Annotated in this window: 14 protein-coding genes; 8 read left to right on the top strand and 6 right to left on the bottom strand. The window is 63.5% G+C overall.

Going from position 1 to position 14,269, the window contains the following annotated elements; genetic code table 11:
• Positions 1 to 3 precede the first annotated feature (3 nt).
• The 3 genes from AAFX91_RS18950 to AAFX91_RS18940 all read left to right on the top strand — a co-directional run bounded on the left by AAFX91_RS18950 (position 4) and on the right by AAFX91_RS18940 (position 2,179).
• Positions 4 to 429: a ribulose bisphosphate carboxylase small subunit gene (locus tag AAFX91_RS18950; protein WP_394567407.1), complete on the top strand. Its 426-nt coding sequence runs from the start codon at positions 4 to 6 to the stop codon at positions 427 to 429.
• Between the two features lie 110 nt (positions 430 to 539).
• Positions 540 to 1,463 carry a CbbX protein gene (cbbX, locus tag AAFX91_RS18945; protein ID WP_282528813.1) on the top strand — a complete coding sequence of 308 codons (924 nt, stop codon included), beginning with the start codon at positions 540 to 542 and terminating at the stop codon, positions 1,461 to 1,463.
• Positions 1,460 to 2,179, top strand: coding sequence for an HAD family hydrolase (locus tag AAFX91_RS18940; protein WP_282528814.1), 720 nt, complete (start codon positions 1,460 to 1,462; stop codon positions 2,177 to 2,179). The genes cbbX and AAFX91_RS18940 overlap by 4 nt, the downstream gene beginning before the upstream one ends.
• Positions 2,180 to 2,324: 145 nt before the next feature.
• Here AAFX91_RS18940 and AAFX91_RS18935 read toward each other — a convergent pair whose 3' ends face one another.
• From AAFX91_RS18935 to AAFX91_RS18920, 4 genes are all read right to left on the bottom strand, one after another.
• Positions 2,325 to 3,389: an SDR family oxidoreductase gene (locus AAFX91_RS18935; protein WP_394567405.1), complete on the bottom strand. Its 1,065-nt coding sequence runs from the start codon at positions 3,387 to 3,389 to the stop codon at positions 2,325 to 2,327.
• A 231-nt stretch (positions 3,390 to 3,620) separates the two neighbouring features.
• On the bottom strand, positions 3,621 to 5,186 hold the full coding sequence (locus AAFX91_RS18930; RefSeq protein ID WP_394567404.1) for an MDR family MFS transporter: 1,566 nt from the start codon (positions 5,184 to 5,186) through the stop codon (positions 3,621 to 3,623).
• Between the two features lie 8 nt (positions 5,187 to 5,194).
• Complete coding sequence (locus AAFX91_RS18925; protein ID WP_394567403.1) at positions 5,195 to 6,355, bottom strand: HlyD family secretion protein; 1,161 nt, start codon at positions 6,353 to 6,355, stop codon at positions 5,195 to 5,197.
• A complete protein-coding gene (locus AAFX91_RS18920; protein WP_207234525.1) occupies positions 6,348 to 6,827 on the bottom strand; it encodes a MarR family winged helix-turn-helix transcriptional regulator in 480 nt (159 codons plus the stop codon). Before AAFX91_RS18920 ends, AAFX91_RS18925 begins: the two co-directional genes overlap by 8 nt.
• Before the next feature lie 152 nt (positions 6,828 to 6,979).
• Here AAFX91_RS18920 and AAFX91_RS18915 point away from each other — a divergent pair, with 152 nt between their 5' ends.
• Positions 6,980 to 7,465 (top strand): Fur family transcriptional regulator, encoded by a 486-nt coding sequence (locus tag AAFX91_RS18915; protein WP_130580528.1) that lies wholly within the window; start codon positions 6,980 to 6,982, stop codon positions 7,463 to 7,465.
• Between the two features lie 253 nt (positions 7,466 to 7,718).
• A complete protein-coding gene (locus AAFX91_RS18910; protein ID WP_394567417.1) occupies positions 7,719 to 8,594 on the top strand; it encodes a DMT family transporter in 876 nt (291 codons plus the stop codon).
• A gap of 242 nt (positions 8,595 to 8,836) precedes the next feature.
• Here the strand turns inward: AAFX91_RS18910 and AAFX91_RS18905 are convergent, their stop codons facing one another.
• Positions 8,837 to 9,709 (bottom strand): sulfurtransferase, encoded by an 873-nt coding sequence (locus AAFX91_RS18905; RefSeq protein WP_394567402.1) that lies wholly within the window; start codon positions 9,707 to 9,709, stop codon positions 8,837 to 8,839.
• Positions 9,710 to 9,976: 267 nt separating this feature from the next.
• Here AAFX91_RS18905 and ispG point away from each other — a divergent pair, with 267 nt between their 5' ends.
• Together ispG and AAFX91_RS18895 are read left to right on the top strand one after the other, a co-directional pair.
• Entirely contained in the window at positions 9,977 to 11,263 is a 1,287-nt protein-coding gene (gene ispG, locus AAFX91_RS18900) for a flavodoxin-dependent (E)-4-hydroxy-3-methylbut-2-enyl-diphosphate synthase (RefSeq protein WP_394567401.1), read from the top strand.
• A gap of 127 nt (positions 11,264 to 11,390) precedes the next feature.
• Complete coding sequence (locus tag AAFX91_RS18895; RefSeq protein WP_394567400.1) at positions 11,391 to 12,287, top strand: TauD/TfdA dioxygenase family protein; 897 nt, start codon at positions 11,391 to 11,393, stop codon at positions 12,285 to 12,287.
• Positions 12,288 to 12,318: 31 nt separating this feature from the next.
• On the opposite strand, the gene AAFX91_RS18890 is transcribed toward AAFX91_RS18895, so the two are convergent.
• Positions 12,319 to 12,594: a hypothetical protein gene (locus tag AAFX91_RS18890; RefSeq protein WP_130584027.1), complete on the bottom strand. Its 276-nt coding sequence runs from the start codon at positions 12,592 to 12,594 to the stop codon at positions 12,319 to 12,321.
• Between the two features lie 180 nt (positions 12,595 to 12,774).
• Between AAFX91_RS18890 and AAFX91_RS18885 the strand changes: the two genes are divergently transcribed.
• On the top strand, positions 12,775 to 14,112 hold the full coding sequence (locus tag AAFX91_RS18885; protein WP_394567399.1) for a Rieske 2Fe-2S domain-containing protein: 1,338 nt from the start codon (positions 12,775 to 12,777) through the stop codon (positions 14,110 to 14,112).
• The last annotated feature ends 157 nt before the right edge of the window (positions 14,113 to 14,269 follow it).

Raw genomic sequence — 14,269 nt, 5'->3', positions numbered from 1 at the left:
ATCATGCGCATAACCCAGGGCTGCTTCTCCTTCCTGCCCGATCTCACCGACGAGCAGATCACCGCGCAGGTCCAGTATTGTCTGGACAAGGGCTGGGCGGTGAACATCGAGTTCACCGACGATCCGCATCCCCGCAACACCTATTGGGAGATGTGGGGCCTGCCGATGTTCGATTTGCCCGACGCTGCTGGCATCATGCGGGAGCTCGCCGAATGCCGGCGTGTCTATGGCGACCGGTACATCCGGATCTCCGGTTTCGATTCGAGCCACGGATGGGAATCCGTTCGCATCTCGTTCATCGTCAATCGGCCCAAGGAGGAGCCCGGCTTCCGTCTCGACCGGCAGGAATCCGTCGGCCGCAACCTCCGCTATTCGACGCACGCTTATGCGGCGGAGCGCCCTGAAGGCGAGCGTTACGTCGACCGTTAACCGCGTCCGGTTCAAAGCCAGGCGGGTGGCTCCCTCGGCCGACCTGGTCCGGATGCACTTCTCCGTCGTCGCTAGGTTGCGGCGACGGAGCTTTTCGACACGAGAGCAGGATGACGCAACCACAGCCACAGACTGACGACGCCCCGCTGGAGGCCGTCGATCTCCGGCGCGAATTCGCCGACCTCGGCATCGGCGCCGTGCTCGACCAGCTCGATTCCGAGCTGATCGGCCTGGCGCCCGTGAAGACGCGCATCCGCGAGATCGCAGCGCTGCTGCTGGTTGAGCGTATCAGGCAGAAGATGGCGCTCGCCACCACCTTTCCGACCCTGCACATGTCCTTCACCGGCAATCCCGGCACCGGCAAGACCACGGTGGCGTTGCGCATGGCCAGCATCCTGCACCGGCTCGGCTTCGTGCGCCGCGGCCATGTCATCAGCGTCACCCGCGACGATCTGGTCGGGCAATATATCGGCCACACTGCGCCGAAGACCAAGGAGATCCTGAAGAAGGCGATGGGCGGCGTGCTGTTCATCGACGAGGCCTATTATCTTTATCGCCCCGACAATGAGCGCGACTATGGCCAGGAGGCGATCGAGATTCTCCTGCAGATCATGGAGCAGCAGCGCGAGGATCTGGTCGTGATCCTCGCCGGCTATGGCGACCGCATGGAAAAATTCTTCCAGAGCAATCCGGGTTTTCGTTCCCGCATCGCCCATCACATCGACTTCCCCGATTATTCGGACGCCGAGCTGCTCGCGATCGCCGAATTGATGCTGCAGCAGCAGAACTATCGTCTTTCATCGGCGGCGCGTGATGCCTTCATCCGCTACATCGCCGTGCGCAAGACCCAGCCGCTATTCTCCAACGCGCGTTCGATCCGCAATGCTCTGGATCGCATCCGGCTCCGCCAGGCCAACCGCATCGTCTCCCGGCTCGACCGGGTGCTCACGACCGACGATGTGATGTCGATCGAGGCCGGTGATGTGCTGGCAAGCCGGGTATTTTCGAAAGGCGCGACGGACCAGGAGACATGAGCGAGACGCTGACAGCCGTGCGGACGGCGGCCTTCGAGGACCTCATCGCCCGCGCCCACGCACTGATCTTTGACGTCGACGGCACAATGGCCGAGACGGAGGAGGTACACCGCCGCGCCTTCAACGACGCGTTCTCGCGCGCAGGCCTCAACTGGTACTGGGACCAGGCGACCTACGGAGGGTTGCTGCGTGTCGCCGGAGGCAAGGAGCGGATCCGCGCGTTTGCCATGTGCAAGCGAACCATGCCGCTGCTATCGAATCGCGAGATCGCAGAGCTGCACGGGATCAAGACCGCGCGTTATGCCGAGCTGATCGCAACGGGCGGCTGCCCGCTGCGGCCCGGCGTGGAGGCCTTGCTCCGAAAGGCACGACGGCGCAGCCAACGGCTGGCGATCGCGACAACGACCTCGCATGCCAATATCGATGCGCTATTGTCGGTCGCGCTGGGCGAGGATTGGGCTGAATGGTTCGAGGCGATCGTCGCGGGCGACGATGTGCCGGAGAAGAAGCCGGCGCCCGACGTCTATCTCATGATGCTGGCGCGCCTTTCGCTCCCCGCTTCGCGCTGCATCGCCATCGAGGACTCGCGCAACGGATTGCTCGCGGCCTCGCGCGCCGGCATTCCCGTGTTGTTCACCCGCAGCGCCTACTTCCGCAACGATGATTGCTCGGAGGCGCTGCTCGCCGTCGATGAACTGACGGAGATCGCCGGCTGACGGCGCCGCGTTGGAGTGCTGCAGCCCGGGTGGAGCGCCAGCGTAACCCGGGGCCGCTCGCAAACCTTGACGCTGATGTCCCGGGTTACGCGTTCGCTCCACCCGGGCTACGTCCGGCTCGACGCGGTGGCGTGACCGGCGGACCCTACGGAATGATACGTTCATCCCGCGGACGGGCGAAGAGATCGAAGAAGCTGTCGTCGGTTGCCTGGTATTCCAGGAAGCCGAGCTTGCGGCTTTTGCTCATATCGGTGACGACCTCGATCGGGCGGCCGAGGTCGGCGTCGGTGTGCCAGGCCGAAGCGAGCACGCCGAGATCGTGCTCGGCCAGCCGATATTTCTGCGCGATGTCGGACCAGATCGGGCCCGCATCGGCCAATTGCCGCTCCAGCGGAATCCCTTCGCCCGGAAATGGCGCTGGCTTTAGGTTGAACCAGTCGGCCAGCCGTTGCCACATCCAGCTCCAGCGAAACACGTCGCCATTGACGACATTGAACGCCTGATTGCGGGCGGCCGGCGTCGTCGCCGCCCATTCCAGATGGCGAGCGAGCAGCCGCGCATCCGTCATATCGGTGAGACCGTTCCACTGCGTCGCGGAGCCGGGAAACAGGAACGGACGGCCGGTCTCGCGGCAGACGGTGGCGTAGACCGCGAGCGTCACGCCCATGTTCATCGCGTTGCCCACGGCATAGCCGATGATGGTGTGCGGCCGATGGATGCTCCAGCCAAAGCCGTCGCGCTTGGCCGCGGCGAACACTTCGTCTTCCTGGGCATAGTAGAAATTCTCGATATTGAGCCGCGGCTGGTCTTCCCGAAACGGCGTGGCGGGCAGGCTGCCTTTGCCGTAATTTTCGAACGGACCAAGATAGTGCTTGAGCCCTGTCACGAGCGCGACATGCCCGACCGAGCCTGCAGGCGACAACGCGTCGAGCAGGTTGCGCACCATTGCGGAGTTGACCCTGATATTCTCGGCCTCGGTGTTCTGCCGCAACCACGTGCTGATGAACACGTCCGTCGGTCTCAACCCCTGCAGCGCCTTGCGAACCGATGCGGGGTCCATCAGGTCCGCCGCCACCGGCTGCACGCCGTCGATATTGGCCGGCGGCCGACGTGCCACTCCGTAAACCTGCCAGCCCTTCCGACGAAGGTGCCGGACCAGATTATTGCCGACAATACCGCTTGCACCGACGACCAGCGCTGAACCCGCCATGTTCCAACCTCCAGGGATGTCGGTGAGGAGATAGGATTGGTCGACGCATCAACCAGGGCCGCTGTGCCGGGAATAACTCCTTCGTGAGTGCCGCAGCCCGGGTGGAGCGCCAGCGTAAGCCCCGAGGCCCGCCACGTCGTCATTGCGAGCGAAGCGAAGCAATCCACGCCGCCGCAGGCTGAGAGATGGATTGCTTCGCTCCGCTCGCAATGACGGGGGACCTGGGTTAGCCTAATCCATCACCGCCGCATGGTCCGATGATGCCTGCGACTGCGACCGCAGCGCGGCCTTGGTCGAGCCGATCATGATCGCAAGCGGGATCGAGGCCAGGATGAACACCATCACGAGCTGGTAGTCGTGGGCGAACGCGATGATCTGCGCTTGCACCGCGACGATCTTATCCGCCATCGCGCGGCCGGTGTCGGTGTTCAAATTGATCATGCCACTGACATTGGGCATCTGCAGTGCGTGGTTGAACGGGTTGATGTGCTCGGACAGCGTCGCATAGATGCGCCGGGAGCCTTCCGTGAGCTGCGCGATCACGATAGAGATGCCGATCGAACTCGCGACGTTGCGCAGCAGCGTCAGCATCGAGGTGCCGTCCGTGCGCAGGTGATTGGGCAGGGTCAAGAACGCAACGGTCGAGAGCGGCACGAACACCAGTCCGAAGCCGAAACCCTGGACGATGCTCACGACCACGATCTCGGTCGCGCTGATCTGGTCGGTCCAGCCCGTCATCACGAACAGCGACGCCGCCGTCAGCGCGAGGCCGGAGATGATCAGCGTGCGCGCCTCGATGAACCGCATCATGCGCCCCACCAGCATCATCGCAACAAAGGTGCCGCAGCCGCGGCTCGCCAACAGCACGCCGGCGGTGATGATGGGATAGCCGATCACGTTCTGCAAGTAAGGCGAGGACAGCGCCATGGTCGAGTAGAGCACGAGCCCCATCACGGTCATGAACACGCAGCCGCCGACGAAATTCTTGTCCTTGAACAGCTCGAATTGGATGAAGGGTTTTTTCGTCGTGAACGAATGGGCGAAGAAGTAATAGAAGCCGATGCCGGAGATGATGAATTCGGCGATGATCTCGTTGGATTCGAGCCAGCCGAGCTGCTCGCCGCGGTCGAGCGCGAGCTGCAGCGAGCCGATCGCGAGCGCGAGCGCGCCGAAGCCGAACCAGTCGAAGCGCAGGTTCAAATTCTGCTTGGTCTCGTCCATGAAGACGATGAGGCCGAGCACGGTGATGGCGCCGAACGGCAGGTTGACGAAGAACACCCAGTGCCAGGAATAGGTCTCGGTCAGCCAGGCACCGAGCGACGGGCCCATGATCGGGCCCATCATCACGCCCATGCCCCAGATCGACATCGCCTTGGCGCGCTCATGCAGTGCGTAGGAGTCGAGCATCACGGCCTGCGACAGCGGCACCAGCGCTGCGCCGAACACGCCCTGCAGCAGGCGGAACAGCACCATCTGGGTGATGTCCTGCGCCAGGCCGCACAGCACGGAGGCAACGGTGAAGCCCGCGGAGCAGATGATGAAGATGCGCTTGCGCCCGAACCGGTTGGCGATCCAGCCGACCGGCGCGGTCATGATCGCCGCCGCCACGATGTAGGACGTCAGCACCCAGTTGATCTGGTCCTGCGACGCCGACAGCGTGCCCTGCATATAGGGCAGCGCGACATTGGCGATGGTGGTGTCCAGCGCCTGCATGACGGTCGCCGTCATGGCGCAGACCGTCACCATGTTCCGGCGCATGCCGGGCACCATGCTGGGCGAGGGGGCCGCCGTCGACATTGCTGAGATCAGTCCTGTTCGTGGGTCGCTGCGGCCGAGGACAGGCCGAGCAGGCCGGACAGCGTGCGGCGATGGTTGGTGTCGATGGTCGCGTAGACGCTCATGCCCGCCTTCAGCTTGCGCACCATCCTGTCGTTCTGGTCGAAATAGATCCTGACTGGCACGCGCTGCACGACCTTCACGAAATTGCCGGTCGCGTTCTGCGGCGGCAGGATCGCGAACTGCGCGCCAGTGCCGGGCGAGAGCGAGCCGACCGTGCCCTTGAACGTGTGGTTCGGGAAGGCGTCGACCTCGAGGTCGACCGGCTGGCCGACCGCGACATAGGTGAAGTCGGATTCCTTCGGGTTGGCGTCGACCCAGGGGTTGGCCACGTCGATGATGGAGAACACCGGCGTGCCGGCGGCGATGAAGCGGCCGAGCTGGATCTGCTCGACCTGGGTGGCGGTGCCCGCCATCGGCGCGCGCATCACGGTGTGGTCCAGGTTGCGCTGGGCATCATCGAGCTTGGCCTTGGCCTGCGCATAAGGCGGGAATTGCTCCAGCGGCAGATCGGGATTGCCGAGCAGTTGCGCCTTGGAACTGGAGATCTGCTGCTTGATGAACTCAGCCTGCGCGCTCGCGGTCACCAGCGACGTCGCGGCATTGTCGAGGTCGAGCTGCGAACCGAAATTGCTCTTCACCAGCGACTGCTTGCGGTCGACGTCACGCTGTTTGAGGTCGACCCCGCGTTGCGCCAGGTCGAGCATCTGGCCATAGATTCTGATATTGGCGACCAGGTTGTCGTAGGTCGTGCGTGCCTGGTCGAGCGCGCCCTTGGCCTGGTCCACCGCAAGGCGGAACGGCACCGGGTCGATCTCGAACAGCACGTCGCGTTCCTTGACCTGCTGGCCTTCCTTGACCACGACCTTCTCGATCTTTCCGGAGATGTCGGGCGTGATCAGCACCTTCTGCGCGCCGACATAGGCGTCGTCGGTCGACACGTAGCGGCCGCCGTTAAGATAGAAGACGACGCCGCCGACCAGCACCACCAGCGGCAACACGACCAGGAGGAGGAATCGGCGATAGCGCCGCAAGCCCGCCATCAGGCCGCGCGGCTGATCGGTCTTCGCTGGAGCCGAGGCCGGATTGTCCCTCTGCTCGGGCGCGAGTTTCAGGACGGGATCAGCCATAGCGCTGCTCCTTTCTGGAGGGTTCGCCGGCCGGGGTTTGGATGGCATTGCGGACGTTTTCCTTGATTGATTCGAGTTGGGCGAGCAGGCGGTGGGCATCGGCGGGATTGATGCCTTCCAGCGCGGTCGCAGTGAGTTCGGAGCGAAGGCCGGCGAGCTTGGCGAGCAGCGGGCGCGCCGCCTTGCGCAGATAGAGGCGGTTGACGCGACGGTCGTTCTCGTCGCCGCGGCGCTCGATCCAGCCATTGTCGCAGAGCTTGTCGATCAGCCGCGTCAGCGTGATCGGTTGCATCTCGAGCAGCTCGGCAAGCTCGGTCTGCTTCATTCCCTCGCTGCGCTCGACCTTGGTCAGCACCGCCCATTGCGCGCGGGTGATTCCGTAGCGCGCGGCCTCCTTGTCCGCGTAGACGCGGATCAGGCGAAACAATTCACCGAGCGTGAACATGAAGTTCGCGTCGACGGACCCCGGCATAATTACCCTCCATAAGCTTTGGCTATAATAAGCTAGCTTATGATTTCCGCACGCTCGGTTAACGGAAGGCAGCTCCGCTTCCAGAACATGGCTGGGAACGCGACGGGGCCCGGGGCTTTGGGATCGCCCGTCAGGCTGCTAAAATGATGCATATGACGTTGGCAAAAACCACATTTCCTGCACCTGACCACGATCACGGCCGCTGCACTGCGGAGGGGATCGCGCATGCCGAGGAGGTCTGCGCGCGGCGGGCGCAGAAGTTCACGCCGATCCGCCGTCAGGTGCTCGGGGCGCTATTATCCAGCCACCGGCCGCTCGGCGCCTATGAGGTGATCGACGAGCTCGCCAAGTCGATGCCGCGCCCGGCGCCGATCACCGTCTACCGCGCGCTCGACTTCCTGATGGAAAACGGCCTCGTCCACCGCATCGAAAGCCGGAACGCGTTTCTGGCCTGCGCCCATGATCACGACGAGACTTCGATGGTGGCGTTCCTGATCTGCGATCGCTGCGGCGCGGTCGGCGAAATCCCGGCGGCGCCGGTGGCACAGAGCCTGAAGGCCGCGGCGCGCGCGGCGGGCTTTGCGCCGAAGCTGTCGGTGGTCGAGATCGCCGGCACTTGCGCGCATTGCCAGAAGTAATCTAGGAAAATCGAATTCCCGTCATTGCGAGCGGAGCGAAGCAATCCACGCCTCCACGAGCGGTGAAATGGATTGCTTCGCTCCGCTCGCAATGACGATCTCTTCTGCACGAAATCCGGAAGTCCCTGTTCCGGCGATCAGGCTGACAAAGATAACACGGCGCCAAGCCGGAAACTGAGGCAACATGTCAACGCAAACCATCTCCAGCGTCGCCGCTACCGGGCGCGCGCTCACCCCGGGTGCGGTCGCGATCATGCTGATGCTGTGCGTGAGCTGGGGATTCAACCAGATCGCGATCAAGCTCGTGATATCAGACATTCCGCGGATGCTGCAGGCGATGATCCGCTCCGCCGGCGCGTTGCCGGTGATGCTGATCGTGGGCTGGCTGCGCGGCGTCAAGTTCTTCGAGCGCGACGGCACGCTTCTGGCCGGCCTGGCCGCGGGCTTGATGTTCGGCATCGAGTTCGTGCTGATCTTCAGCGGCCTGATGTTCACTTCAGCCTCGCGCGCGTCGGTCTTCCTTTATACGGCACCGTTCTTCGTCGCGCTCGGCTCCTATCAGTTCCTCGGCGAGCGGCTCTCCGCTTTGCAGTGGAGCGGGCTCGCCTTGAGTTTTGCCGGCGTCGCGCTCGCGATCGGCGTGCCGCAGCCTGATGTCGACGCCAAAATATTGCTTGGCGACCTGATGGTGGTCGGCGGCGGCGCACTATGGGCGGCCACGACGCTGGTCGCCAAGGGAACGGCGCTGCGCAAGGCCGCGCCGGAAAAGGCGCTCGGCTACCAGGTCGCCCTGTCGATTCCGATCCTGGGTATCGCCTCGTGGCTTGCGGGCGAAACCGTCACCCATTTTCCGAGCCCGCTGTCGCTTGCCTTGATGACGTACCAGGCGATCTGGGTGGTCGGCTGCACCTTTGTGATCTGGTTTGCGATGGTGAAGATGTATTCCGCCAGCAAACTGTCGGCCTTCACCTTCATCACGCCGCTGTTCGGCGTCGTCGCTGCCTACATCATCATGCACGACACGCTGACGCCCGTTTTCGGCGTCGCGGCGCTCTTGGTGATCGTCGGCCTCTATCTCGTCAACAAGCCCGATCCGAAAGTGACGCCGGATCCCAACGTGCCGGCGTGAACCATCACTGTCATTCCGGGGCGCGACGAAGTCGCGAGCCCGGAATCCATCGGGCCGCACGCGCGAGTGGATAAATGGATTCCGGGCTCGATGCTTCGCATCGCCCCGGAATGACAGGTGCGTGTTGTGGTAGACTTTCCGCGTCATTGCGAGCACAGCGAAGCAATTCATGCTTCCGCAGGCGGCGCCATGGATTGCTTCGCTTCGCTCGCAATGACGCGGAGAGAACTTGCGCTTCGCGCCTATCCCCTCTCGATCGGCAGCGTCTCGTCCTTGGCCCATTCGCCCATCGACGCATCATAGAGGGTGAGGTTGTCGTAGCCGAGCCGATGGAGTTGGAACAAATCGACCGTGGCGGAAATGCCGCCGCCGCAATAGGCGATCACGCGCTTGTTGCTGATGCCTTGGCTCGCGAATCTTGCTGCGGCCTCCGCCGGCGCAACGAACGTTTTCGTTGCCGGATCGAGCAACGTCGCCGCCGGCACATTGACGCTCCCGGGAATACGGCCTGGCCGGCCGTAGCGGCTGGGCTCAAGGCCTGCGTGGAATTGCGGACCCAGCGCATTGACGGTGACGGTGCCCTGGTCGCCGCGCGTGGCGAGCACGTCGTTCTTGCTGACGAAGAAACCCGTTCGCGGTTTGGCTGCAAACGTCGCCGGCGGATAGCCCTTGGCGGGGCCAGTCTCGAGCGGGCGGCCTTCCGCCTTCCACTTGTCCAGGCCGCCGTCGAGCACGGAGGCTCCGTCGAAGCCCAGCGATTTCAGCATCCACCAGAAGCGCGTCGCCCACATCGGGGTGCCGATCGAATACAGCACCACCCGGCTGTCGGGACCGATCCCGTGGTGGCCGAATGCGGCTTCGAGCTGCCCGACGTGGGGCATCATGAACCGCAGTTCCGTGTTCGGATCGGAGAATTCGCCCTGCAGATCGAGAAAATCGGCGCCCGCGACATGGCCGGCCTCAAAGGTCGCTTTCCCTGGCACCGCAATATAGGGCACGCCGCTGCCTTCGGGCGCAGGCTCCAGATAGGTCGTACAGTCGAACAGGCGAAGATCCGGCTGATGCAGGATATCGGCAAGTTCCGCCGTGGTGATAAGCCCATCCCTCGTTGCCATCTGCACCTCCCGCAGGTTGTGTTTACTTTAAGCTATGGCGCGCAGCGGGGGATGAAAAGCCGTCCTCGCGTGTTCGCGGGCCCTTTAATCCCCCGAATCCTCCCCCGATATACCGGTCAGCGTCCGGACAACCGCCCGTCTTGCTCCGATCTCCGCTTCAGGCGCAACTCCTTGAATCTCCGTTAGAAAATATGTGATCCAATAAAGCGCCAGCCCGCCTTCGTGCCCCCTTGGTGAATGTCACCAAAACCTGATATTCGAGATGCCATGAACAAGCCCGAACTATTGAGCGATGTCGCCGGTCCCAAGGCCCGGCATCAGACAACCCAGGTCATGGTCGGCCATGTCGCCGTCGGCGGGGGCGCCCCGATCGTCGTGCAGTCGATGACCAACACCGACACCGCCGATGTCGACGGTACGGTGGCGCAGGTCGCGGCCCTTTCCCGAGCCGGCTCGGAGATGGTGCGCATCACGGTCGACCGCGAGGAAGCAGCCGCCGCCGTTCCGCATATCCGCGATGCCTTACGCAAGCGCGGCATCGACACGCCCCTGATCGGTGACTTCCACTATATCGGCCACAAGCTGCTCGCCGAATATCCGGCCTGCGCCGAGGCGCTCGACAAGTACCGCATCAATCCCGGCAATGTCGGCTTCAAGAACAAGCGCGATTCGCAGTTCGCCGACATCATCGAGATCGCCAACAAGAACAACAAGCCGGTCCGTATCGGCGCGAACTGGGGTTCGCTCGATCAGGAACTCCTGACCAAGCTGATGGACGAGAACACGGCCTCGCCGAACCCGCGCGATGCCCGCGCGGTGACGCGCGAAGCCATGGTGCAGTCGGCGTTGCTGTCGGCGGCCCGCGCGCAAGAGCTCGGCATGCCGAAGGACCGCATCATCCTGTCGGCCAAGGTCTCGGCCGTGCAGGATCTGATCGCGGTCTATCAGGATCTGGCGCGTCGCTCGGACTATGCGATTCATCTCGGCCTCACCGAGGCCGGCATGGGATCGAAGGGCATCGTCGCCTCCTCCGCCGCCCTCGGCATCCTCTTGCAGGACGGCATCGGCGACACCATCCGCATCTCATTGACGCCTGAGCCCGGCGGCGACCGCACGCTGGAGGTCCAGGTCGCGCAGGAACTCTTGCAGACCATGGGTTTCCGCACCTTCGTGCCGCTGGTCGCGGCCTGCCCGGGTTGCGGCCGCACGACCTCGACCACGTTCCAGGAACTGGCGCGCTCGATCCAGGATTTCATCCGCGACGAGATGCCGGCCTGGAAGACGAAGTATCCCGGCGTCGAGCAGCTCAACGTCGCTGTCATGGGCTGCATCGTCAACGGCCCCGGCGAATCCAAGCACGCCAATATCGGCATCTCGCTGCCGGGCACCGGCGAAGCGCCGGCCGCGCCGGTGTTCGTCGACGGCAAGAAGTTCCGCACCCTGCGCGGCCCAGCGATCGCTGCCGACTTCAAGGCGCTGGTGATCGACTACATCGACCAGCGCTACGGCCAGGGCAGCAGCGTGCCAGCGAGCACCGTCACCGCGGCGGAGTAACATCGTAGCCCGGGTGGAGCGAAGCGAAACCCCGGGACTGCTCCTACCCTAACGGACTGATCCCGGATTGCGCTTCGCTCCATCCGGGCTACGATGCTCCCAACAATAACGATTGGGAGCAACACCCATGAGCTCGCTGTCCGGCAAGCAAGGTCCCCGCTACAAGCATCTCGCCGACGAAAGCGAGCCTTATGAGACCATCGGCGTCGAAAAGCTGACGCCGATCATCGGCGCGGAGATTTCCGGTGTCGATATCGCGCAGCTCGTCTCCGACGATGCGCGCTCCAATCGCCAGATGGACGAGATCCATCGCGCGCTTGCCGAGAACCTCGTGATCTTCTTCCGCGACCAGCGCATCACGCCAAAGGACCATCTCGCTTTCGGCCGGAAGTTCGGCGAATTGCACATCCATCCCGCCGCGCCGCATGAGGGCGAGGATCCCGCGCTGATGAAGATCTACGCCGACAAGGATTCACCGCGCGCCAATGGCGAAGGCTGGCATTCGGACGTGTCCTGCGATCTCGAGCCGCCGATGGGCTCGATCCTCTACATCAGGCAGTGCCCGCCGCACGGCGGCGACACGCTGTTCGCCAATATGTATGCGGCCTATGAGGCGCTGTCGGAGCGGATGAAGGCCTATCTCGATGGGCTCACCGCGCTGCATGACGGCGAGCCGATCTATCGCGGCCTCTACGCCAATTATGGCGTCGCCGACAGGCCGAGCTATCCCCATGCCGAGCATCCGGTGGTGCGCACGCATCCGGTGACGGGAAGGAAGGCGCTCTATGTCAATCGCGGCTTCACCCGCCACATCGTAGACATTCCCCGCGACGAGAGCGATGCGATCCTCGCCTATCTCTATCAGCACGCGGAAAATCCGCTGTTCCAGTGCCGCTTCCGCTGGACCGAGAACGCGATCGCCTTCTGGGACAATCGCTGCACCCAGCACCGCGCGATGTGGGACTACTGGCCCCACACCCGCGCCGGCACGCGCGTCACAGTGAAGGGCGAGCGGCCGGTGTGACGGTGAACGCAGGACGGCGTTCCGCTACCTATCACGCGCAGAACATCTCGAAGTCGATGCGGATGTCGGCAAGGCTCATCTCATCCTCATCGATCTGGCTCTGCAATGTTGCGATCGACTGCTTGAGCTGCTCGATGAGGGTCGGTTCGGGCCCTGGTTGAGACTCCGCCTTCCTCAAGCTGGCTTCGAGGACGGCGAGCCTGCGCCGCTCGTCGCGGATCCTGATTTCCAGGTTTGCGATCATTCGCCTGAAGAGAGCGCATCCGCCACGAACAGCGGTTTGGACTTCGGCTTCCGACGTCGCCATCTGAGCATCCTTTCCTGAACGGGGCATGGCAGTGCGACCATCGCTATCATCTTCACCGGAAATTGTGTGTTATAAACCTCACAATCTATATGTGTGACACGTTGATGCAGCGCGCGTTGACCCGCGCTTGCGCTTGCGCCAAGCTTCCCCACAACCAAAACAAGAACGGGAGGACGCCCTATGCTTCGCGCGGAAGACAACAAGTTCTTGACGGAAAGCGGGCCGGGCACGGGAATGGGCGAGCTGTTGCGCCGCTTTTGGCTGCCGGTGCTGTTGTCGGAGGAGCTGCCAGAGCCTGACAGCGAGCCGAAGAAGATCACCGTCCTCGGCGAGGAGCTGCTCGCTTTCCGCGATAGTCGCGGCGTCGTTGGCGTCATCGAATATTGCCCGCATCGCGGCGCCAATCTCTGGCTCGGCCGCAATGAGGAATGCGGCATCCGCTGCGTCTATCACGGCTGGAAGTTCGACACCGACGGCCGCTGCGTCGACATGCCGACTTCCTATCCCGATCTCAACGCCAAGGATCACATCCGCATCAAGTCCTATCCGGTGCGCGAATGGGGCGAGATGATCTGGGCCTATATGGGCCCGGCTGATTCAGTGCCGGAATTACCGGCGCTGGAGATGGCGCTGCTGCCGCCGTCGCACCGCTACGTCAGCAAGAAGTGGCAGGACTGCAATTGGGTGCAGGCGCTGGAAGGCTCGATCGATACCGCGCATTTCACCTTCGCGCATCTGTCGTTCGAGAAGGACGAGAACGAGATCCTCGACATCAAGAAGCATTTCGTCAATCCGCTGCTGCGCGTGGCGACCGAGCACATGCGCTGGATCGCCGAAGACCCGCGGCCGGTGATCAAGATCAACCCGCATGACGCCGGGCTGACGATCGCAGGCGGACGCCTCACCGGCACTGACAACATCTACTGGCGCATCGCCCAGTTCCTGATGCCGGTTCACGCTTACGCGCCGAGCGCGATGCCGGGCGAGAACATCTTCGGCCAGAGCTTCGTGCCGGTCAGCGACACCAAGTGCTGGATCTACACCTATGCCTGGAATCCGCAGCGTCCGATCACGCAAGCGGAGCGCGACGCCTATGACCGCGGCAACGGCGTGATCGCCGAGATCGACGAGAACTATGTGCCGCTGCGCAACAAGTCGAACGACTACCTGATCGATCGCAAACTGCAGAAGACCAAGAGCTACACCGGCATCAAGGGCGTCTCAGAGCAGGATGCCGCGGTGCAGGACAGCCAGGGCCCGATTGCCGACCGCACCCGCGAGCATCTCGGGCCGACCGATCTCGGCATCATGCATTTCCGCAAGCTGGTGATGGACGCCGCCCGCGCTCTGCAGCAGGGCGAGGCACCGCCGCATGTTGCGCATCAGGATCGTTACACCGTCCGTTCCGGCGCATGTGTGACCAGCAAGGCGAAGGATCTGACGGCGGTCATGATCGAGCGTTTCGGCGACCCGGCAGGCTTCGTTGGCGGTCCCGGCCAGAACGCCGCGGCGGAGTAGGTCGTAGCCCGGGTGAAGCGAAGCGTAACCCGGGACATCTTCGCCAGTTGACAGTGAACTGCACCCCTGTAGTGAGACAGGATAATCAGGGACAGGAGCCCGCCGCTTGAGGCGGCAGGGCGGGTTGATGGGTTACGGCCAGGTTGCGGGGCTGCTG

This window comes from Bradyrhizobium sp. 31Argb, from assembly GCF_043638955.1.
Lineage (GTDB): Bacteria > Pseudomonadota > Alphaproteobacteria > Rhizobiales > Xanthobacteraceae > Bradyrhizobium.
Note: the sequence above shows the minus strand (reverse complement) of the source record. Positions and strands in the feature narration are given on the sequence as shown.